General features: G+C 39.9%; 17 protein-coding genes. 14 read left to right on the forward strand and 3 right to left on the reverse strand.

The genetic code is table 11. The features are described from left to right. Positions 1-110: 110 nt before the first annotated feature. The 8 genes from gltX to HG567_RS02855 are packed head-to-tail and all read left to right on the forward strand — an operon-like array spanning position 111 to position 8,018. Positions 111-1,430 carry a glutamate--tRNA ligase gene (gene gltX, locus HG567_RS02820; protein ID WP_202140086.1) on the forward strand — a complete coding sequence of 440 codons (1,320 nt, stop codon included), beginning with the start codon at positions 111-113 and terminating at the stop codon, positions 1,428-1,430. Continuing rightward, positions 1,427-1,720: a YggT family protein gene (locus tag HG567_RS02825; protein ID WP_000577949.1), complete on the forward strand. Its 294-nt coding sequence runs from the start codon at positions 1,427-1,429 to the stop codon at positions 1,718-1,720. Before gltX ends, HG567_RS02825 begins: the two co-directional genes overlap by 4 nt. A gap of 8 nt (positions 1,721-1,728) precedes the next feature. Beyond that, positions 1,729-3,411: a lytic transglycosylase domain-containing protein gene (locus HG567_RS02830; RefSeq protein ID WP_202140087.1), complete on the forward strand. Its 1,683-nt coding sequence runs from the start codon at positions 1,729-1,731 to the stop codon at positions 3,409-3,411. Continuing rightward, a complete protein-coding gene (gene galU / locus HG567_RS02835) occupies positions 3,408-4,229 on the forward strand; it encodes a UTP--glucose-1-phosphate uridylyltransferase GalU (RefSeq protein WP_127988671.1) in 822 nt (273 codons plus the stop codon). Before HG567_RS02830 ends, galU begins: the two co-directional genes overlap by 4 nt. An 11-nt stretch (positions 4,230-4,240) precedes the next feature. Further along, positions 4,241-4,648: a hypothetical protein gene (locus HG567_RS02840; protein ID WP_108510618.1), complete on the forward strand. Its 408-nt coding sequence runs from the start codon at positions 4,241-4,243 to the stop codon at positions 4,646-4,648. Between the two features lie 2 nt (positions 4,649-4,650). Beyond that, complete coding sequence (murA, locus tag HG567_RS02845) at positions 4,651-5,919, forward strand: UDP-N-acetylglucosamine 1-carboxyvinyltransferase (RefSeq protein ID WP_202140088.1); 1,269 nt, start codon at positions 4,651-4,653, stop codon at positions 5,917-5,919. A 57-nt stretch (positions 5,920-5,976) separates the two neighbouring features. Continuing rightward, positions 5,977-7,383 (forward strand): aspartate ammonia-lyase, encoded by a 1,407-nt coding sequence (gene aspA, locus HG567_RS02850; RefSeq protein WP_128022657.1) that lies wholly within the window; start codon positions 5,977-5,979, stop codon positions 7,381-7,383. A gap of 44 nt (positions 7,384-7,427) precedes the next feature. Then, the gene (locus HG567_RS02855; protein ID WP_202140226.1) at positions 7,428-8,018 is read left to right on the forward strand and encodes a uracil-DNA glycosylase family protein; all 591 of its coding nucleotides are present in this window, start codon (positions 7,428-7,430) and stop codon (positions 8,016-8,018) included. An 8-nt stretch (positions 8,019-8,026) separates the two neighbouring features. Here HG567_RS02855 and HG567_RS02860 read toward each other — a convergent pair whose 3' ends face one another. From HG567_RS02860 to HG567_RS02870, 3 genes are read right to left on the reverse strand one after another with little or no spacing between them, the layout of a single operon-like run. Beyond that, a complete protein-coding gene (locus HG567_RS02860) occupies positions 8,027-9,316 on the reverse strand; it encodes a glycosyltransferase family 10 domain-containing protein (RefSeq protein WP_202163961.1) in 1,290 nt (429 codons plus the stop codon). A 38-nt stretch (positions 9,317-9,354) separates the two neighbouring features. Continuing rightward, positions 9,355-9,978 (reverse strand): phosphoserine phosphatase SerB, encoded by a 624-nt coding sequence (serB, locus tag HG567_RS02865; RefSeq protein WP_202140089.1) that lies wholly within the window; start codon positions 9,976-9,978, stop codon positions 9,355-9,357. 14 nt (positions 9,979-9,992) lie between these two features. Then, positions 9,993-10,496 carry a ferritin gene (locus tag HG567_RS02870; protein WP_033756344.1) on the reverse strand — a complete coding sequence of 168 codons (504 nt, stop codon included), beginning with the start codon at positions 10,494-10,496 and terminating at the stop codon, positions 9,993-9,995. A gap of 305 nt (positions 10,497-10,801) precedes the next feature. On the opposite strand from HG567_RS02870, the gene mqnE reads away from it, so the two are divergent. From mqnE to HG567_RS02900, 6 genes are all read left to right on the forward strand, one after another. Next, on the forward strand, positions 10,802-11,884 hold the full coding sequence (gene mqnE / locus HG567_RS02875) for an aminofutalosine synthase MqnE (protein ID WP_202163962.1): 1,083 nt from the start codon (positions 10,802-10,804) through the stop codon (positions 11,882-11,884). 82 nt (positions 11,885-11,966) lie between these two features. Further along, positions 11,967-14,702 carry an outer membrane protein assembly factor BamA gene (gene bamA / locus HG567_RS02880; protein WP_202164020.1) on the forward strand — a complete coding sequence of 912 codons (2,736 nt, stop codon included), beginning with the start codon at positions 11,967-11,969 and terminating at the stop codon, positions 14,700-14,702. A gap of 1 nt (position 14,703) precedes the next feature. After that, positions 14,704-15,765 (forward strand): dehypoxanthine futalosine cyclase, encoded by a 1,062-nt coding sequence (locus tag HG567_RS02885; protein ID WP_162971741.1) that lies wholly within the window; start codon positions 14,704-14,706, stop codon positions 15,763-15,765. A gap of 5 nt (positions 15,766-15,770) precedes the next feature. Next, a complete protein-coding gene (locus tag HG567_RS02890) occupies positions 15,771-17,072 on the forward strand; it encodes a M16 family metallopeptidase (RefSeq protein WP_202140091.1) in 1,302 nt (433 codons plus the stop codon). Beyond that, positions 17,072-18,496, forward strand: a complete 1,425-nt coding sequence (gatB, locus tag HG567_RS02895) for an Asp-tRNA(Asn)/Glu-tRNA(Gln) amidotransferase subunit GatB (RefSeq protein ID WP_202140092.1) — start codon at positions 17,072-17,074, stop codon at positions 18,494-18,496. Before HG567_RS02890 ends, gatB begins: the two co-directional genes overlap by 1 nt. Then, entirely contained in the window at positions 18,496-19,740 is a 1,245-nt protein-coding gene (locus HG567_RS02900; RefSeq protein ID WP_202140093.1) for a SurA N-terminal domain-containing protein, read from the forward strand. The genes gatB and HG567_RS02900 overlap by 1 nt, the downstream gene beginning before the upstream one ends. Positions 19,741-19,746: the final 6 nt, after the last annotated feature.

The following is a 19,746-nucleotide window of genomic DNA, read 5'->3' on the forward strand; positions in this document are numbered from 1 at the left end:
GCTAATCTCTTAAATGATGCCTATTCATGTTTGATAAAAACAGAATTACCACAACACAATTAAGTATTCTTTAGGTATAATCAAAAACTATTTTTAAATAAAGGGTTTTTATGCTTCGTTTTGCGCCTTCGCCTACAGGGGATATGCACATAGGGAATTTAAGGGCAGCCATTTTCAACTACATTGTGGCCAAACAGCAACACAAACCCTTTCTCATTCGCATTGAAGACACGGACAAAGAGCGCAACATTGAAGGCAAAGACCAAGAAATTTTAGAAATTTTAAAGCTTATGGGGATAAGCTGGGACAAGCTCGTGTATCAAAGCCATAATATAGATTACCACAGAGAAATGGCAGAAAAATTACTGAAAGAAAATAAAGCGTTTTATTGTTATGCGAGCGCGGAGTTTTTAGAGAGGGAAAAAGAAAAAGCCAAAAATGAAAAACGCCCTTTCAGGTATTTAGACGAGTGGGCCACTTTAGAAAAAGACAAGAACCATGCCCCTGTGGTGCGTTTGAAAGCCCCAAATCATGCGGTGTCTTTCAACGATGCGATTAAAAAAGAAGTGAGATTTGAGCCTGATGAATTGGATTCTTTTGTGCTTTTGAGACAGGATAAAAGCCCTACTTATAATTTCGCTTGCGCATGCGATGATTTGCTTTATGAAATCAGTCTGATCATTAGAGGCGAAGATCATGTGAGTAACACCCCTAAACAAATTTTAATCCAAGAAGCTTTAGGCTCAAACGATCCGATTGTTTATGCGCATTTGCCCATTATTTTAGATGAAGTAAGCGGTAAAAAGATGAGTAAAAGAGACGAAGCGTCCAGCGTGAAATGGCTTTTGAATCAAGGGTTTTTACCGGTTGCGATTGCGAATTACCTCATCACTATCGGTAACAAAGTGCCTAAGGAAGTTTTTAGTCTTGATGAAGCGATAAAATGGTTTAGTTTAGAAAATCTTTCCAGTTCCCCGGCCCATTTTAATTTAAAATATTTAAAACACTTAAACCACGAGCATTTAAAGCTTTTAGACGATGAAGAGTTATTAGAACTCACTTCAATAAAAGATAAAAATCTTTTAGGGCTTTTAAGATTGTTTATAGAAGAATGTGGTACGCTTTTAGAATTGAAAGAAAAAATTTCGTTGTTTTTAGAGCCAAAGGATATTGTTAAAACTTATGAAAACGAAGATTTTAAAGAGCGTTGTTTAGTGCTTTTTAACGCTCTAAAAAGCATGGATTTTCAAGCCTATAAGGATTTTGAAAGTTTTAAAAAAGAAGCCATGCGATTGAGCCAGCTTAAGGGTAAGGATTTTTTCAAACCTTTGCGCATTCTTTTGACCGGGAATTCGCATGGCGTTGAATTGCCTTTGATTTTCCCCTATATCCAAAGCCATCATCAAGAAGTTTTAAGGCTCAAAGCATGATTTTTTCTACCCTTATTAATGCGGTAGCGGTGATTTTAAGCTCGCTCATTACGATTTATATGTGGGTGGTGATCATTTATTCGCTTATCAGCTTCGTGCAGCCTAACCCTAATAACCCCATCATGCAAATCCTCGCTCGCTTGTGTGAGCCGGTGTTTTATTTTTTACGCTCTAGATTCAAGTTGGTGTTTAACGGGTTGGATTTCGCTCCTTTAGTGGTAGTCATTGTGTTGAAATTTTTAGATTTAACCCTCATCCAATGGCTTTTTGCGCTCGCCAAAAGCCTCTAAAGGAAATCATGCGTTTTTTGATCTTATTTTTTATCGGTACACTTGGCGTTGGTTTTTCTCAAACCGAGTTGGATTTAAAGGATTTAGAAAAAAAGCCCGCCGGGATTGTTAGGGATTATTATTTGTGGCGTTATATTAGCGATAAAAAAACGAGTTTAGAAAACGCTAAAAAAGCCTATGAATTGACCCAAAATAAAAACAGTGCCCTACAAAAAGCCATGCAAGAAAAAGGCTCAGACAATGCAGAAAAAAACCCTGATGCCAAAATGCCTGAAGATATTTATTGCAAGCAAATTACCCTAGAAAGCATGTTAGAAACAACAGACACTTTCCAAGCGAGTTGTATCGCTATCGCTTTAAAATCAAAAATCAGAGATTTTGATAAAATCCCCATTCAAACCTTTAAACCTTTACAAGAAAAAATCAAAGAGGCTTACCCCGTTCTTTATGAAGAATTAGAAATTTTGCAAAGTAAGCATGTGAGCGCTTCTTTGTTTAAGGCTAACGCGCAAGTGTTTAGCGCGCTCTTTAACCATTTGAGTTATGAAAAAAAGCTCCAAATTTTTGAAGAGCATATCCCGATTAAAGAGTTAAACCGCCTTTTAGATGAAAATTACCCAGCGTTTAACCGCTTGATCTATCAAGTCATCTTAGATCCTAAATTGGATCATTTTAAAGACGCTCTCGCTAAAAGTAACGCCACCCAAAGCAACGCGCAAACTTTTTTTATCCTAGGGATCAATGAAATCTTGCGCAAAAAACCCTCTAAAGCGCTCAAGTATTTTGAACGATCTGAAGAGGTTGTCAAAGACGATGATTTTTCAAAAAATAGAGCGATTTTTTGGCAGTATTTAGTCTCCAAAAAGAAAAAAACTTTAGAACGCCTTTCACAAAGCCCTGCCCTAAATCTCTATAGTCTTTATGCGAGCCGAAAATTAAAAACCACGCCCAGTTACCGCATCATTTCTCACATCCAAAATTTAAGTCAAGAAGACCCTCCTTTTAACACTTACGATCCTTTTTCGTGGCAAATTTTTAAGGAAAAAACCTTGAGTTTGAAAGATGAGGGCGCGTTTAATGCGATGCTAAAAAGCCTGTATTATGAAAAAAGCGCCCCTGAATTGACCTATCTTTTAAGCCAACGCAATAAAGACAAGATTTATTATTATTTATCCCCTTATGAAGGCATTATTGAATGGCAAAATACAGATGAAAGGGCTATGGCGTATGCGATCGCTAGGCAAGAAAGCTTTTTGCTCCCGGCAGTCATTTCGCGCTCGTTCGCTTTGGGGCTTATGCAAATCATGCCCTTTAATGTAGGGCCTTTCGCTAAACGCCTTGGCATGGATAACATTGATCTAAACGACATGTTTAACCCCAACATCGCTCTCAAACTTGGCAATTATTACTTGAATCATTTGAAAAAAGAATTCAACCACCCCCTTTTTGTCGCCTACGCTTATAACGCTGGGCCTGGGTTTTTAAGGAGGTGGTTAGAAAGCTCCAAACGATTTAAAGAAAAAAATCATTTTGAGCCATGGCTTAGCATGGAGCTTATGCCTTATAGCGAGACTCGCATGTATGGCTTTAGAGTCATGCTCAATTACTTGATTTATCAAGAAATTTTTGGGAATTTCATCCCTATTGATGGATTTTTAGAACAAACTCTTAACTCAAAGGACAAACCATGATTAAAAAATGCCTTTTTCCTGCCGCTGGCTACGGCACGCGCTTTTTGCCGATCACTAAAACCATTCCTAAAGAAATGCTGCCCATTGTGGATAAACCTTTAATCCAATACGCTGTGGAAGAAGCGATGGAAGCGGGCTGTGAAGTGATGGCGATCGTTACGGGTAGGAATAAACGAAGCTTAGAAGATTATTTTGACACGAGCTATGAAATAGAGCATCAAATCCAAGGCACTAACAAAGAAAACGCTCTAAAAAGCATTCGTAACATTATAGAGAAATGCTGTTTTTCCTATGTGCGCCAAAAGCAAATGAAAGGCTTAGGGCATGCGATTTTAACCGGGGAAGCCCTCATAGGCAATGAGCCTTTTGCGGTGATTTTAGCCGATGACTTATGCATAAGTCATGAGTATCCTAGCGTGTTAAAGCAAATGACTTCATTGTATCAAAAATACCAATGCTCCATTGTAGCCATTGAAGAAGTGGCGCTAGAAGAAGTTTCAAAATACGGCGTGATCAGGGGCGAATGGTTAGAAGAGGGGGTGTATGAGATTAAAGACATGGTGGAAAAACCAAGCCAAGAAGACGCCCCAAGCAATCTGGCCGTCATTGGGCGCTACATTTTAACCCCGGATATTTTTGAAATTTTAAGCGAGACGAAACCGGGTAAAAACAATGAAATCCAAATTACGGATGCCTTACGCACTCAAGCCAAAAGAAAGCGCATCATCGCTTACCAATTCAAAGGCAAACGATACGATTGCGGGAGCGTGGAAGGCTATATTGAAGCGAGTAACGCTTATTATAAAAAACGCTTATAAATCTTATCAACATGGGCAATTTGACTTATTACGCTTACATGTATTTGATCCTCTTTGTATGCTTGCTGCCTGTGTTATTGGTGGGGCTTGTTTGGAGGCTTACTCGCCCCCCTTTAAAGCAAAATATTCCTAATAAAAGCCTTTCTTTAGAAAATTTAAACGAACAAATCAAAAACCTTAAAAGCGCACCAGCTTTAGAAAAACTGAAAAACGACTTCAATGAGCGCTTTAAAATTTGCCCCAAAGACAAAGAAACTCTGTGGCTAGAAACGATTCAAAAATTAGTCGCTTCAGAATTTTTTGAATTAGAAGACGCTATTAATTTTGGGCAAGAATTAGAAAATGCTAACCCTAATTACCAACAAAAAATCGCTAACGCTACCGGCTTAGCCCTTAAGAATAAAAAAGAAAAAGGATAGAATTGGATTTTTTAGAGATTGTAGGACAAGTCCCTTTAAAAGGGGGGGTAGAAATTTCAGGGGCGAAAAATTCCGCGCTCCCCATTTTAGCCGCCGCGCTTTTAAGCCGCCAAGAAGTCAAAATCAAATCCTTGCCCCAAGTGGTGGATATAAAGGCGATGGCGTTATTGTTGCAAAATTTAGGTGCAAGCTTAGAATGGCTTAACCCCCACACGCTCCAAATCAGCACTAAATCCCTGTGCCACACCGAAGCCACTTACGATTTGGTGCGTAAAATGCGCGCTTCTATTTTGGTTTTAGGCCCACTATTAGCGCGTTTTAAAGAATGTTTGGTGAGTTTGCCCGGTGGGTGCGCTATAGGAGCAAGGCCTGTGGATTTACACCTAAAAGCGATGCAACAATTAGGGGCTGAAATCAAAATTGAGCAAGGCTATATCCATGCAAAAGCCCCTAAAGGCTTGAAAGGGAATGATATTTTATTTGATAAAATCAGCGTTACAGGCACAGAAAACGCTCTCATGGCAGCCAGTCTTGCCAAAGGGATCACGCGCATCATTAACGCCGCTAAAGAGCCAGAAATCACTCAATTGTGCGCGTTTTTACAGAGTGGGGGGGTAGAAATTGAGGGTGTTGGCAGCAGCGAGTTAAAGATTAGGGGGGTAGAAAATGACGCTTTGAATTTAAAAGATATTCAAATCATACCCGATAGGATTGAAGCAGGCACTTATTTATGCGTGGGGGCTATCACTAACAGCCAGCTTAAAATCAATCGTATCATCCCTAACCATATTCAAGCGATCACGGACAAGCTCATAGAAATTGGTTTTTCGCTAGACATTCAAGAAAATTCTATAGAAATTCATCCGGCCAAAAAACGCCAAGCCTTTGAAATCACCACGAAAGAATACCCAGGCTTTCCCACAGACATGCAAGCGCAATTTATGGCGTTAGCCACGCAGTGTTTGGGGACGAGCGTGATTGAAGAGACGCTTTTTGAAAACCGCTTCATGCATGCAAGCGAGTTGCAACGCTTGGGGGCTAATATCAGCCTAAAAACGAATGTTGCTACCATTAGCGGATCCACAGAACTTACCGGAAGCGATGTGATGGCGACCGATTTAAGGGCTTCTTCGGCTCTCGTTTTAGCCGCTTTAGTGGCTAAGGGCGTGAGTAGGGTGCATAGGATTTACCACTTGGATAGGGGTTATGAGAGATTAGAGGATAAAATCAACGCCTTAGGGGCAAAAGTTGCGCGCTTAAAAGAAAAATAATCCAAGATTTGGTTACAATAGCTAGAATATTTTTCAATTATTACATAAGGAGCTTTTATGCGTATTGAGCATGATTTCATTGGGCAAATGGAAATTAGCGATGAAGTTTATTATGGGATCCAAACTTTAAGAGCGAGTGAAAATTTTTTCATCACCAACGACAAGCTTTGCAGTTATCCTGTTTTTATCAAATCTTTTGCACAAGTCAAAAAAGCGGCTGCTTTAGCGAACACGCAATTAGGCTTGATTGATGAAAAGCTTAAGATTGCGATTTGCCATGCGTGCGATTTGCTCATTGATGGCAAATACCATGATCAATTCATTGTGGATATGATTCAAGGGGGGGCTGGCACAAGCACGAACATGAACATGAATGAAGTGATTGCTAATTTAGCTTTAGAATACATGGGGCATCAAAAGGGCGAGTATCAATTTTGCCACCCAAACGACCATGTTAACCGCTCTCAATCCACTAATGACGCCTATCCTAGCGCGTTAAAAATTGCGATTTATGAGCGCTTGAGCAATTTAGTCGCTCCCATGAAGGCTTTAAGGGACGCTTTCGCTCAAAAAGCTAAGGAATTCGCTCATGTGATTAAAATGGGGCGCACCCAGCTTCAAGACGCTGTGCCTATGACTTTAGGCCAAGAGTTTGAAACTTATGCCTTGATGGTTGATAGGGATATTGAGCAGGTTTTAGACGCTAGGAATTGGGTAAGAGAGCTTAATTTAGGCGGCACGGCTATTGGCACAGGGATCAATTCGCACCCGGATTATCGCAGTTTGATTGAAAAGAAAATCCAAGAAGTAACGGGCCGCCCCTTTGTCATGGCTAATAACTTGATTGAAGCCACTCAAAGCACGGGGGCGTATGTGCAAGTGAGCGGGGTGTTAAAGCGTATTGCGGTGAAGCTTTCTAAGGTTTGTAATGATCTCAGGCTACTCAGCTCAGGCCCTAGAGCCGGGTTGAATGAAATCAATTTGCCTAAAATGCAGCCGGGTAGCTCTATCATGCCCGGTAAAGTCAATCCGGTGATCCCTGAAGTGGTCAATCAAGTGTGCTTTGCGGTGATTGGGAATGATTTGAGCGTGGCGTTAGCCGCAGAAGGAGGGCAATTGCAACTCAATGTGTTTGAGCCGGTTATCGCTTACAAGCTTTTCCATTCCTTTGTGATTTTAGGGCGCGCGATTGAAACTTTAACGACTAAATGCGTGGAAGGCATCACGGCTAATGAAAAGATTTGCCACGATTATGTCTTTAACAGCATTGGCATTGTTACCGCGCTAAACCCTCATATCGGCTATGAAAAATCCGCTATGATCGCTAAAGAAGCTTTAAAAAGCGATCGTTCTATCTATGACATCGCTTTAGAAAAGAAAATCTTAACCAAAGAGCAACTGGACGATATTTTCAAGCCAGAAAACATGCTAAGCCCTCACGCTTTCAAAAAGCATAAAGACTGAACGCTTTGCAACTTTCACGCCTTCAAACTTTACGCTCCCTTTATATGGAGCGTCTTTTGGGCGAAACTTACACCAATACCAACCTTACCAAGCCCCAAAATAAGCCCCTTAACAAACAAGTTCATGAGGGTATAGAAAATTGCAATCTGTGCAAACGCCATCAACATTCAAAACCGGTGATTGGGCTTTTTAACCCCACTTCCAAGCTCGCTTTCATCACGCTCACCCCCATGCTGGATAGCCAATTAAATTTTTTAAATAATTTAAAAGCGGCCATGTTGGAGAGCATTATCCAAAAGGTTTTTAACTATCCCTTAAAAGATTGCAGTATTTTATCGCTCCTTAAATGCGACTCTAACAGCCTTAATTTAGAAGAAGAAATCAACGCATGCCTACCTCATTTAACCTGGCAATTAGACAACAGCGCTTCAAAAGTCATTGTGGTATTTGGCGAGATTTTGCCCAAACGCCTTTTAAACCTTTCTAAAGAAGAATCCTTTGGGCGCATCGTGTCTTTAAAAACCAAACATTTTTTAAGCACCTACGCTTTAGAAGACATGCTCAAAAACCCCACGCTCAAAAAAGAAGCGTTAGCGCATTTTAAAATAGCGCTCCAATTTCTTAATCAGTCTTAAAATACGCCTTATTTTTTAATCCACTTTCTCACCGCACGCAACAAAGGTAAGGATTTTTGATAAATTTTGCGATAGATTTTAAAAGTGGTGTTTTGAGAGAGTTCTAATAAAGGTGAAGCGTTTTGTAAAAGCCGGTCATAATTAACTCTCAAATCATCATAATTAACCCTCAAATTATCATAATTAACTCTCAAATCATCAATGGAAACTAACGGCTCATTCAAATCACGATGAAGAGCATCATAAGAACGGGCATCGCAATGATAAATCGTATCGTTTTCTAAAATCGTTTTAAAAAAATCTAGGATTTTTTTAAAACTCAAATCTTGGTAAAAGTAAGCTTTCCCATCAATTTCATTTAAAGGGTTTTCATAGAGCATGTCTAAATAGGCGTTTGGGTGCGTGTGCAAGTATCTAATATAATCAATCGCTTCATCAAAATCTTTAAAATCACAAACATTCACAAAACTTTTAGGGTTAAAATCTTTCGCCACACTGGGACTCCCCCAATAAATAGGAATGGTATGGCTAAAATACGCATCAAGGATTTTTTCGGTTACATAGCCATAGCCTTGTGAGTTTTCAAAACAGAGGTTGAACTTGTATTGGCTTAAAAATTCGTTTTTGTTTTTGACATTATAGCCTAGAGTGTTTTTCACGCTCCCTCCCCCAGCCACTGGCTCAATAGAATTTAAAGCCTCATAGAAAGCGTTCCTTATAGGGGCGTTAGGGTTGCTCGCGACAAAGCTCGCAAACCCTCTTTTCAAAGGATCGCTCTCATTATTCACTACTGCGCATAAATGGGGGTGTTTTTCTTTAAAATGATGGGAGGGTTTTTTTAAAGCATAAAGGCTGTTATCTTTGAGTTTGTAGGGTGCGGTGGTGTCATTCACGCTCTCGGCTTTATGGTGTAGCCTATCATAATACAAAGGCATTCTCAAATAACGATCGTTGAAATTTAATTCATCAAAGCCTATGGCGTAATCAAAGAGGTTGAAATTAGGGACTTCATTTTCACCGGTATAAAACACTCTTTTAGTGTTTTGATAGGATAAAATCTTTCTGGCTGATCCAAGGGGATTGCTAAAAACTAGATCTGAGGGTTTGTTGGGGTTTTGGTGATAAGTGATTTCGTAGCGTTGGCTTAAGATGAAATACAGAGCGCTCTTTTTAAATTCTTCAACCTCTTCATCTCCCCACCAATTCGCCACAGCGATTTTTAGGGGGGGGGGAGATTTAGAGGCCATTTTTTCAATGGAAGCGCTTTCTATAAAGGCGTCTAGTAAGGGCTGGAACATGGTTATCCTTTAAAGGAGTATTTTACAAAAAAATTTTTTTAAATCAAAGGCTTGATTAGGGCTAAATCAGGCTCATTGATGCAATGCGTGGCGTGCTGTTTTAAAACCTCTTTGGCGTTGAAAGCGATTTTAATGTGGGCATGTTTGAACATGCTCAAGTCATTCGCCCCATCGCCCACCACTAGAGTGCGATCTTTACTGATATTTAATAAGCGTTGTAAGGCGAGTAGCATTTCGCCTTTAGAGTGTGAAAACATCATATGCCCGGTAACCAAGCCGTTTAAGGCGTTATTTTCCACTATCAGCGTGTTACTGAAAGCCGCATCTAAATTTAATAAATCCCTGTAATGATTGGTCGCTAAATCAAAGCCCCCACTAAAGCAAACCACTTTGTAATTTTTCTCTTTTAAGGCGTTAATGAGATCAAACGCCCCCTCAAACAAAGGCAGACTTTCACAAACTTCTTTGGCTAGTTTTAAGGGCATGTTTTTGAGTTTAGAAACCCTTAAAATAAGACTTTTATGAAAATCTGTCTCGCCATTCATGGCTTGTGAAGTGATCTTTTTCACTTCATCAAACACCCCCCACGCCCTCGCTAAAGACTCAATCGTCTCAGCATCCACTAGCGTGGAGTCAAAATCAAAAACGGCTAGTTTTTGCACCCAATACCCTAAAATTAAGATTTCCTGCTTTTAGCGATCCCTTTGACATACTGATCAGCCAAATACAAGCCATGGTTTTCATTACCAATCAACTCAATTTTATCCAAAATATCCTTGAAAAGCACTTCTTCTTCATGCTGTTCAGCCACATACCATTGCAAGAAATTGAAAGTCGCATGATCTTTGCTTTTTATGGCGTGATCGACGATATTATTAATAGACTCGCTGATGTGTTGCTCATGTTCATAGGCTTTTTGGAAAATTTGAGTCAAACCTTCAAACTTATGCTCAGGCGCGCTGATGCTGGTCAATTGCACAGGCACATTGTTTTCATTCAAGAATATGATAAGCTTTTTAGCATGCTCGTATTCTTCAGCCGCATGGTCAAACAAGAAAAGCCCCGAGCCATCTAAGCTATGGGTATAGCACCAAGAACTCATGCTCATATACAAGTTGGAAGAGTTCATTTCCTTATTCACTTGTTCGTTTAGCAACTTAATGATGTCTTTTGATAACATAGTATCTCCTTTGTGTTGGTTTAAGTTGTCCCATAATTATAGCATAAATGATAATGAAAAAGTAAACAAGAGTATGAAAATTTTTAAAAACTTATAAAAATGAGAAAGAACGCCAGCTAATGGCTTGATAAAGCTTAGATTTTATCATAAAAGTGCTTTTAATGAGAATTAGGTCAAAAAAAGGGGTTGATATTCAATAGGGGGGTTAAGGGGTTAAAAGGGATATTTTTATATAATATATAAAAAGCATTCTTCAATCTAAAAATGCTACAATGTTTATCTTTAAAATGAAAGGCAATTTAACCATGGACTTTTTAGAAAAAGTATTAGACAATCAAGTTACTGAAAGTAAAGAATTAGTGAAGCTTTATGATTATGATTTATACACGCTAGGGGAAGCAGCGGATCGCATGCGCCAAAACATGCACCAAAAAATCGTGTATTTTAACGTCAATAGGCATTTAAACCCTAGTAATATTTGCGCGGACGCTTGCAAATTTTGCGCTTTTTCAGCCCACAGAAAAAACCCTAACCCTTATGAAATGAGCTTAGAAGAAATCCTAGAAAAGGTTAAAAACTCCTACAACAAGGGGATTAAAGAAGTCCATATCGTGAGCGCTCATAACCCTAATTACTCCTATGAATGGTATTTAAAGGTGTTTGAAACCATCAAACAAGAAATGCCTAACTTACACCTAAAAGCCATGACCGCTGCAGAAGTGCATTTTTTAAGCACTAAATTCAACAAACCTTTTGAATTGGTGCTAGAAGACATGCTCAAAGCTGGGGTGGATTCCATGCCTGGCGGGGGAGCAGAGATTTTTGATGAAGAAGTTAGGCGTAAAATCTGTAATGGTAAGGTGGGATCTTCTCGGTGGTTAGAAATCCATGCTTATTGGCACAAATTAGGCAAAATGAGTAACGCTACCATGCTTTTTGGGCATATTGAAAATAAAATCCATCGCATCGATCACATGCTGAGAATCAAAAAAATCCAAAGCCCTAAAGATAAAGTAGAAAATAAAGAAGGGGGCTTTAACGCTTTTATCCCTTTATTGTATCAAAAAGAAAACAATTATTTGAAAGTGGAAAAATCCCCTAGCGCGATAGAAATCTTAAAAACCATCGCTATATCTCGCATTCTTTTAAATAATGTCCCCCACATTAAAGCTTATTGGGCGACTTTGGGCTTGAATTTAGCTTTAGTGGCTCAAGAATTTGGCGCTAACGATTTAGACGGCACGATAGAAATAGAGAGCATTCAAAGCGCAGCAGGCGCGAAGAGCCGGCATGGTTTAGAAAAAGAAGATTTGATATTTAAAATCAAGGACGCTGGTTTTGTTGCGGTAGAAAGGGATAGTTTGTATAATTTTATACAGAAATTTTAATAATTTTTAGCGTTTTTAAGAATGATTAGTTATAATAACGCTACTAACAACACTCAAGCTAAAATCTATTAAGGAAATCAGTATTAAAAAATTTATTCTATCTTCTCTTGTTTTCGCATGTATCAATACCAGCGTTGAAGCTTTAGAAAATGACGGCTCTAAACCAAACGATTTGACTCCTCCAAAAGAAGTCTCTCAAGAATCTCAAAAAAATGAGACTCAAAAAAGTGAAGCTCAAAACAAAACCTCTCAATCCAATCAAACGCCTAAAGAAATGAAAGTCAAGTCCGTTTCTTATATCGGGCTTTCTTACATGTCTGACATGCTCGCTAATGAAATTGTAAAAATTCGTGTGGGCGATATTGTGGATTCTAAAAAAATAGACACCGCTGTTTTGGCTTTGTTTAATCAAGGGTATTTTAAAGATGTTTATGCCACTTTTGAAAACGGCATTTTAGAGTTTCATTTTGATGAAAAAGCCAGGATTGCCGGGGTAGAAATCAAGGGTTATGGGACTGAAAAGGAAAAAGACGGCTTAAAATCCCAAATGGGAATCAAAAAGGGCGACACCTTTGATGAGCAAAAATTAGAGCATGCTAAAACGGCTTTAAAAACCGCTTTAGAGGGGCAGGGCTATTATGGGAGCGTGGTGGAGGTGCGCACCCAAAAGGTCAGTGAAGGGGCGCTATTAATTGTGTTTGATGTGAATAGGGGGGATAGTATTTATATCAAACAATCCATTTATGAGGGAAGCTCGAAATTAAAACGCCGCATGATTGAATCTTTGAGTGCGAACAAGCAACGAGATTTCATGGGCTGGATGTGGGGCTTGAATGATGGGAAGTTGCGTTTAGATCAATTAGAATACGATTCTTTGCGTATCCAAGATGTGTATATGCGTAGGGGTTATTTGGACGCTCACATTTCTTCGCCTTTTTTGAAAACGGATTTTTCTACCCATGACGCTAAGCTTCATTATAAAGTCAAAGAGGGGATCCAATACAGGATTTCAGATATTTTAATAGAGATTGACAATCCGGTAGTCCCCTTAAAAACCTTAGAAAAAGTGCTTAAAGTTAAAAGAAAAGATGTCTTTAATATTGAGCATTTAAGAGCGGATGCGCAAATTTTAAAAACCGAAATCGCCGATAAGGGCTATGCGTTTGCGGTGGTGAAGCCAGACTTGGATAAGGACGAAAAAAACGGGCTTGTGAAAGTCATTTATCGTATTGAAGTGGGCGATATGGTGCATATCAATGATGTCATCATTTCAGGGAACCAACGCACGAGCGATAGGATCATTAGGAGGGAATTGTTACTAGGGCCTAAAGATAAATACAACTTGACCAAGCTGAGAAATTCCGAAAATTCTTTAAGGCGTTTAGGGTTTTTCTCTAAAGTCAAAATTGAAGAAAAACGGGTGAATAGCTCGCTTATGGATTTGTTAGTGAGCGTAGAAGAGGGGCGCACTGGGCAGTTGCAATTTGGGTTAGGCTATGGCTCTTATGGAGGGCTTATGCTTAATGGGAGCGTGAGCGAAAGAAACCTTTTTGGCACAGGGCAAAGCATGAGCTTGTATGCTAATATTGCTACAGGGGGGGGCAGATCTTATCCTGGCATGCCAAGAGGAGCGGGTCGTATGTTTGCTGGGAATTTGAGCCTGACTAATCCTAGGATTTTTGACAGCTGGTATAGCTCTACGATCAATCTTTATGCGGATTATAGGGTAAGCTACCAATACGTCCAACAAGGCGGGGGCTTTGGGGTGAATGTCGGGCGCATGCTGGGTAACAGAACCCATGTGAGCTTAGGGTATAACTTGAATGTTACCAAACTCCTTGGTTTCAGCAGCCCCTTATACAACCGCTACTATTCCTCTGTGAATGAAGTGGTCTCTCCAAGGCAATGTTCCACACCCGCATCGGTGATTATCAATCGCTTATCAGGCGGCAGAACTCCTTTACAACCTGAAAGCTGTTCTAATCCTGGAGCGATCACCACTTCACCAGAAATAAAAGGGATTTGGGATAGGGATTACCACACGCCTATCACCAGCTCTTTCACTCTTGATGTGAGCTATGACAACACCGATGATTATTATTTCCCTAGAAATGGGGTTATCTTTAGCTCTTATGCGACGATGTCTGGTTTGCCAAGCTCTGGCACGCTCAATTCGTGGAACGGGTTAGGCGGGAATGTCCGTAACACTAAAGTCTATGGTAAATTCGCCGCTTACCACCATTTGCAAAAATATTTATTGATAGATTTGATCGCTCGCTTTAAAACGCAAGGGGGCTATATCTTTAGGTATAACACCGATGATTACTTGCCCTTAAACTCCACTTTCTATATGGGGGGCGTAACCACGGTGAGAGGCTTTAGAAACGGCTCAGTTACGCCTAAAGATGAGTTTGGCTTGTGGCTTGGAGGCGATGGGATTTTCACCGCTTCTACTGAATTGAGCTATGGGGTGTTAAAAGCGGCTAAAATGCGTTTAGCGTGGTTTTTTGACTTTGGTTTCTTAACCTTTAAAACCCCAACTAGGGGGAGTTTCTTCTATAACGCTCCCCTCACGACAGCGAATTTTAAAGATTATGGCGTTATAGGGGCTGGGTTTGAAAGAGCGACTTGGAGGGCTTCTACAGGCTTACAGATTGAATGGATTTCGCCCATGGGGCCTTTGGTGTTGATTTTCCCTATAGCGTTTTTCAACCAATGGGGCGATGGCAATGGCAAAAAATGTAAAGGGCTGTGCTTCAACCCTAACATGGACGATTACACGCAACACTTTGAATTTTCTATGGGAACAAGGTTTTAAAATGCGCATTAACAGAGAAGAAATTTTGGATTTAATGAAAAACGCGCCCTTGAAAGAATTAGGGCAAAGGGCTTTGAGAGTGAAGCAACGCTTGCACCCTGAAAACTTGACGACTTTTATTGTGGATAGGAATATCAATTACACCAATATTTGTTTTGTGGATTGCAAGTTTTGCGCGTTCAAACGCACCTTAAAAGAAAAAGACGCCTATGTGTTGAGTTATGAGGAAATTGATCAAAAGATTGAAGAATTGCTCGCTATTGGTGGCACGCAGATCCTTTTTCAAGGGGGGGTGCACCCGCAGCTAAAGATTGATTATTATGAGAATCTAGTCAGCCATATCGCTCAAAAATTCCCCACCATTACCATTCATGGTTTTAGCGCGGTTGAAATTGATTACATTTCTAAAATCTCTAAATTGTCTTTAAAAGAAGTTTTAGAAAGGTTGAAAAACGCCGGTTTAAGCTCCATTCCAGGAGCGGGAGCAGAAATATTAAGCGATAGGGTGCGCGATGTGATCGCTCCTAAAAAATTGAGCAGTGATCGCTGGATTGAAGTGCATAGAATGGCGCATCTTTGCGGGATTAAAAGCACGGCTACCATGATGTTTGGGAGCGTGGATAATGAAGAAGATGTGGTGGAGCATTTACAAAGGGTGCGCGATTTGCAAGATGAAACCGGCGGCTTTAGGGCTTTTATTTTATGGAGTTTTCAGCCCGACAACACCCCCTTAAAAGAAGAAATCCCAAGCATTAAAAAAGCGAGTTCCAATCGGTATTTACGCTATTTGGCATGCAGTAGGATTTTTTTAGATAACATTCAAAACATACAAAGCTCATGGGTTACTCAAGGCTCTATGATAGGGCAGTTAGCCTTATTGTTTGGAGCGAATGATTTAGGGAGTGTGATGATGGAAGAAAATGTAGTGAAAGCGGCCGGAACGAGTTTTTGCATGAATGAAGCGGAAATGATAGAGCTTATTGAAGACATTGGGAGCGTGGCGGCTAAACGAAACACCGCCTATGAAATCTTAAAGCGTTATCCGGCTAAAGCAAAGGTATAAATAACATGAAAAAATTTTTAATCACTTTATTATTAGGAGTTTTTATGGGGTTACAAGCGAGCGCTTTGACACACCAAGAAATCAATCAAGCTAAAGTCCCTGTGATTTATGAAGAAAACCATTTATTGCCTATGGGGTTTATCCATTTAGCTTTTAGAGGGGGTGGGAGCTTAAGCGATAAAAACCAGTTGGGTTTGGCGAAATTATTTGCGCAAGTTTTAAATGAAGGCACTAAAGAGCTTGGTGCGGTGGGGTTTGCGCAACTTTTAGAGCAAAAAGCGATCAGTTTGAATGTGGATACCAGCGCAGAAGATTTGCAAATCACTTTAGAATTTTTAAAAGAATACGAAGATGAAGCTATCATGCACTTAAAAGAGCTTTTAAAATCCCCTAACTTCACGCAAAACGCTTTAGAAAAAGTCAAAACCCAAATGTTGGCCGCGCTTTTACAAAAAGAAAGCGATTTTGATTATTTGGCTAAATTGACTTTAAAGCAAGAGCTTTTTGCTAACACCCCTTTAGCTAACGCAGCTTTAGGCACTAAAGAGAGTCTTCAAAAAATCAAGCTAGAGGATTTGAAGCAGCAATTTTCTAAGGTCTTTGAACTCAATAAGCTCGTGGTGGTGCTTGGGGGCGATTTGAAAATCGATCAAACCCTTAAGCGTTTAGATAACGCTCTTAATTTCTTGCCGCAAGGTAAAGCGTATGAAGAGCCTTATTTTGAAACGAGCGATAAAAAAAGCGAAAAAGTCCTCTATAAAGACACTGAACAGGCTTTCGTGTATTTTGGTGCGCCCTTTAAAATCAAGGATCTAAAACAGGATCTAGCGAAATCTAAAGTCATGATGTTTGTGCTTGGGGGGGGGTTTGGCTCTCGTTTGATGGAAAAAATCAGGGTTCAAGAGGGCTTGGCTTATAGCGTGTATATCCGCTCTAATTTTTCTAAAGTGGCGCATTTTGCGAGCGGGTATTTGCAAACCAAGCTCAGCACTCAAGCTAAAAGCGTTGCTTTAGTTAAAAAAATAGTCAAAGAATTTATAGAAAAAGGCATGACGCAACAAGAATTAGACGACGCTAAAAAGTTTTTACTAGGCTCTGAGCCTTTAAGGAATGAAACGATCTCAAGCCGCTTGAACACCACTTACAATTATTTTTATTTGGGTTTGCCTTTAAATTTCAACCAAACGCTACTCAATCAAATCCAAAAAATGAGTTTGAAAGAAATCAATGATTTCATTAAAGCGCACACCGAAATCAACGACTTAACTTTTGCCATTGTGAGCAATAAAAAGAGCAAGGACAAATAATGCCATTTGAAGCTGTAATCGGGCTAGAAGTCCATGTCCAACTCAACACCAAAACCAAAATCTTTTGCTCTTGCTCTACAAGCTTTGGACAATCCCCCAATTCTAACACCTGCCCTGTGTGTTTGGGTTTACCGGGAGCTTTGCCGGTATTGAATAAAGAAGTGGTTAAAAAAGCCATCCAATTAGGCACAGCCATTGAAGCCAATATCAACCAGCATTCCATTTTTGCGAGGAAAAATTATTTTTACCCTGATTTGCCCAAGGCTTATCAAATTTCGCAGTTTGAAGTCCCTATTGTGAGCGATGGGAAGTTAGAGATTGACACCAAAGAGGGCGTAAAAATCGTGCGTATTGAAAGAGCCCACATGGAAGAAGACGCCGGTAAAAATATCCATGAGGGCAGCTGTTCTTTAGTGGATTTGAACCGCGCTTGCACCCCTTTATTAGAAATTGTCAGCAAGCCGGACATGAAAAATAGTGAAGAAGCCATAGCGTATTTGAAAAAGCTCCATGCTATCGTGCGTTTTATAGGGATTTCTGATGCGAACATGCAAGAGGGGAATTTCAGGTGCGATGCGAATGTGTCCATCAGGCCCAAAGGCGATGAAAAGCTTTACACGAGGGTGGAGATTAAAAATCTAAATAGCTTTAGATTTATCGCTAAAGCGATTGAATACGAAATAGAGCGCCAAAGCGTGGCGTGGGAGAACGGGCGTTATAGTGAAGAGGTGGTTCAAGAAACGCGTCTTTTTGACACCGCCAAAGGGATCACCCTTTCTATGCGCAATAAAGAAGAATCAGCGGATTACCGCTATTTTAAGGATCCGGATTTGTATCCTGTTTTTATTGATGAAAAACTTTTAAAAGAAGCTCAAAAGATCAATGAATTGCCTAGCGCAAAAAAAATCCGCTACATGAAAGATTTTAACCTTAAAGAAGACGATGCGAATTTATTGGTGAGCGATCCTTTATTGGCGGAGTATTTTGAAAGCATGCTCCATTTTGGGGTTAAGGCTAAAACGAGCGTAACATGGCTTTGCGTGGAATTATTAGGGCGCTTGAAAGCCGAAATCACTTTAGAAAATTGCGGAGTTAGCGCTCACATGTTAGGCGCTTTAGCCAAACGCATTGATGAGGGTAAGATTTCTGGCAAGAGCGCTAAAGATGTGTTAGACAGGCTTTTAGAAGAGCGAGGGGGCGATGTGGATGGGCTCATTGAACAAATGGGCTTATCTCAAGTCAATGACACAGAAGCGATTGTTAAAGTGATAGAAGAGGTGCTTAAAAACAACGCTGATAAGGTGCTTGAATACAAAAGCGGTAAGGACAAGCTTTTTGGGTTTTTTGTGGGGCAGGCGATGAAAAATTTAAAAGGCGCTAATCCTAGCGTGGTGAATGCTATTTTGAAAGAGAAATTGGATTGATGAGGAAAATTTTTTCTTATGTTTTGAGGGCTTTGTTGTTTTTTGGGATCGCTCATGCAGAGCCTGAATCTAAAGTAGAAGCCTTAGAAGGGAAGAAACGAGAATCTTCTTTGGATAAAAAAATCCGCCAAGAATTAAAGAATAAGGAATTGAAAAATAAAGAAGAAAAGAAAAACACCGAAGAAAAGAAAGAAACAAAAGCCAAGAGAAAGCCCAGAGCAGAAGTCCATCATGGGGATGCCAAAAATCCCACTCAAAAAATAACGCCTCCTAAAATCAAAGAGGGTGCTAAAGGGGTTCAAAATCAAGGCACGCAAAATCAAGGCGTTCAAAATAACGCGCCAAAACCTGAAGAAAAAGAGACAACCTCTCAAACTCTTGAAAAAAATAAAGGAGCAAGCCCTGGCTCTCAATTCAATTCTATTTTTGGTAATCCTAATAACGCTACCAACAACACCCTTGAAGATAAGGTCGTAGGGGGCATTTCTTTGCTTGTTAATGGCTCGCCTATCACGCTGTATCAAATCCAAGAAGAGCAAAAAAAATCTAAAGTGAGCAAAGCTCAAGCCAGGGATCGTTTGATTGCGGAGCGCATTAAAAACCAAGAAATTGAGCGCTTAAAAATCCATGTAGATGATGACAAGCTAGACCAAGAAATGGCGATGATGGCGCAACAGCAAGGCATGGATTTAGACCATTTCAAACAAATGCTTATGGCTGAGGGGCATTATAAACTCTATAGAGATCAGCTTAAAGAACATTTAGAAATGCAAGAATTGTTGCGCAATATCTTGCTCACGAATGTGGATACCAGCTCTGAAACCAAAATGCGCGAATATTACAACAAACACAAGGAGCAATTCAGTATCCCCACAGAAATAGAAACTGTGCGCTACACTTCAACGAGTCAAGAAGATTTAGAAAGGGCTATGGCAGACCCTAATTTGGAAATTCCAGGGGTGAGTAAGGCCAATGAAAAAATAGAGATGAAAACCCTAAACCCTCAAATCGCTCAAGTCTTTATTTCGCATGAGCAAGGCTCTTTCACGCCCGTTATGAATGGGGGTGGGGGGCAGTTTATCACCTTTTATATCAAGGAAAAAAAGGGTAAAAATGAAGTGAGTTTCAGTCAGGCCAAGCAATTCATCGCCCAAAAATTAGTGGAAGAATCTAAAGATAAGATTTTAGAAGAGCATTTTGAAAAATTGCGCGTTAAGTCTAGGATTGTGATGATTAGAGAGTGATTTTTA

This window comes from Helicobacter pylori, assembly GCF_016755635.1.
In the GTDB taxonomy this organism is placed as follows: domain Bacteria; phylum Campylobacterota; class Campylobacteria; order Campylobacterales; family Helicobacteraceae; genus Helicobacter; species Helicobacter pylori_CQ.

Excerpts from the sequence above, each read along its gene's own strand:
- gltX (WP_202140086.1), top strand. The coding sequence starts at position 111 with ATGCTTCGTTTTGCGCCTTCGCCTACAGGGGATATGCACATAGGGAAT.
- HG567_RS02825 (WP_000577949.1), top strand. The coding sequence starts at position 1,427 with ATGATTTTTTCTACCCTTATTAATGCGGTAGCGGTGATTTTAAGCTCG.
- HG567_RS02830 (WP_202140087.1), top strand. The coding sequence starts at position 1,729 with ATGCGTTTTTTGATCTTATTTTTTATCGGTACACTTGGCGTTGGTTTT.
- galU (WP_127988671.1), top strand. The coding sequence starts at position 3,408 with ATGATTAAAAAATGCCTTTTTCCTGCCGCTGGCTACGGCACGCGCTTT.
- HG567_RS02840 (WP_108510618.1), top strand. The coding sequence starts at position 4,241 with ATGGGCAATTTGACTTATTACGCTTACATGTATTTGATCCTCTTTGTA.
- aspA (WP_128022657.1), top strand. The coding sequence starts at position 5,977 with ATGCGTATTGAGCATGATTTCATTGGGCAAATGGAAATTAGCGATGAA.
- HG567_RS02855 (WP_202140226.1), top strand. The coding sequence starts at position 7,428 with ATGGAGCGTCTTTTGGGCGAAACTTACACCAATACCAACCTTACCAAG.
- HG567_RS02860 (WP_202163961.1), bottom strand. The coding sequence starts at position 9,316 with ATGTTCCAGCCCTTACTAGACGCCTTTATAGAAAGCGCTTCCATTGAA.
- HG567_RS02870 (WP_033756344.1), bottom strand. The coding sequence starts at position 10,496 with ATGTTATCAAAAGACATCATTAAGTTGCTAAACGAACAAGTGAATAAG.
- mqnE (WP_202163962.1), top strand. The coding sequence starts at position 10,802 with ATGGACTTTTTAGAAAAAGTATTAGACAATCAAGTTACTGAAAGTAAA.
- HG567_RS02885 (WP_162971741.1), top strand. The coding sequence starts at position 14,704 with ATGCGCATTAACAGAGAAGAAATTTTGGATTTAATGAAAAACGCGCCC.
- HG567_RS02890 (WP_202140091.1), top strand. The coding sequence starts at position 15,771 with ATGAAAAAATTTTTAATCACTTTATTATTAGGAGTTTTTATGGGGTTA.
- gatB (WP_202140092.1), top strand. The coding sequence starts at position 17,072 with ATGCCATTTGAAGCTGTAATCGGGCTAGAAGTCCATGTCCAACTCAAC.
- HG567_RS02900 (WP_202140093.1), top strand. The coding sequence starts at position 18,496 with ATGAGGAAAATTTTTTCTTATGTTTTGAGGGCTTTGTTGTTTTTTGGG.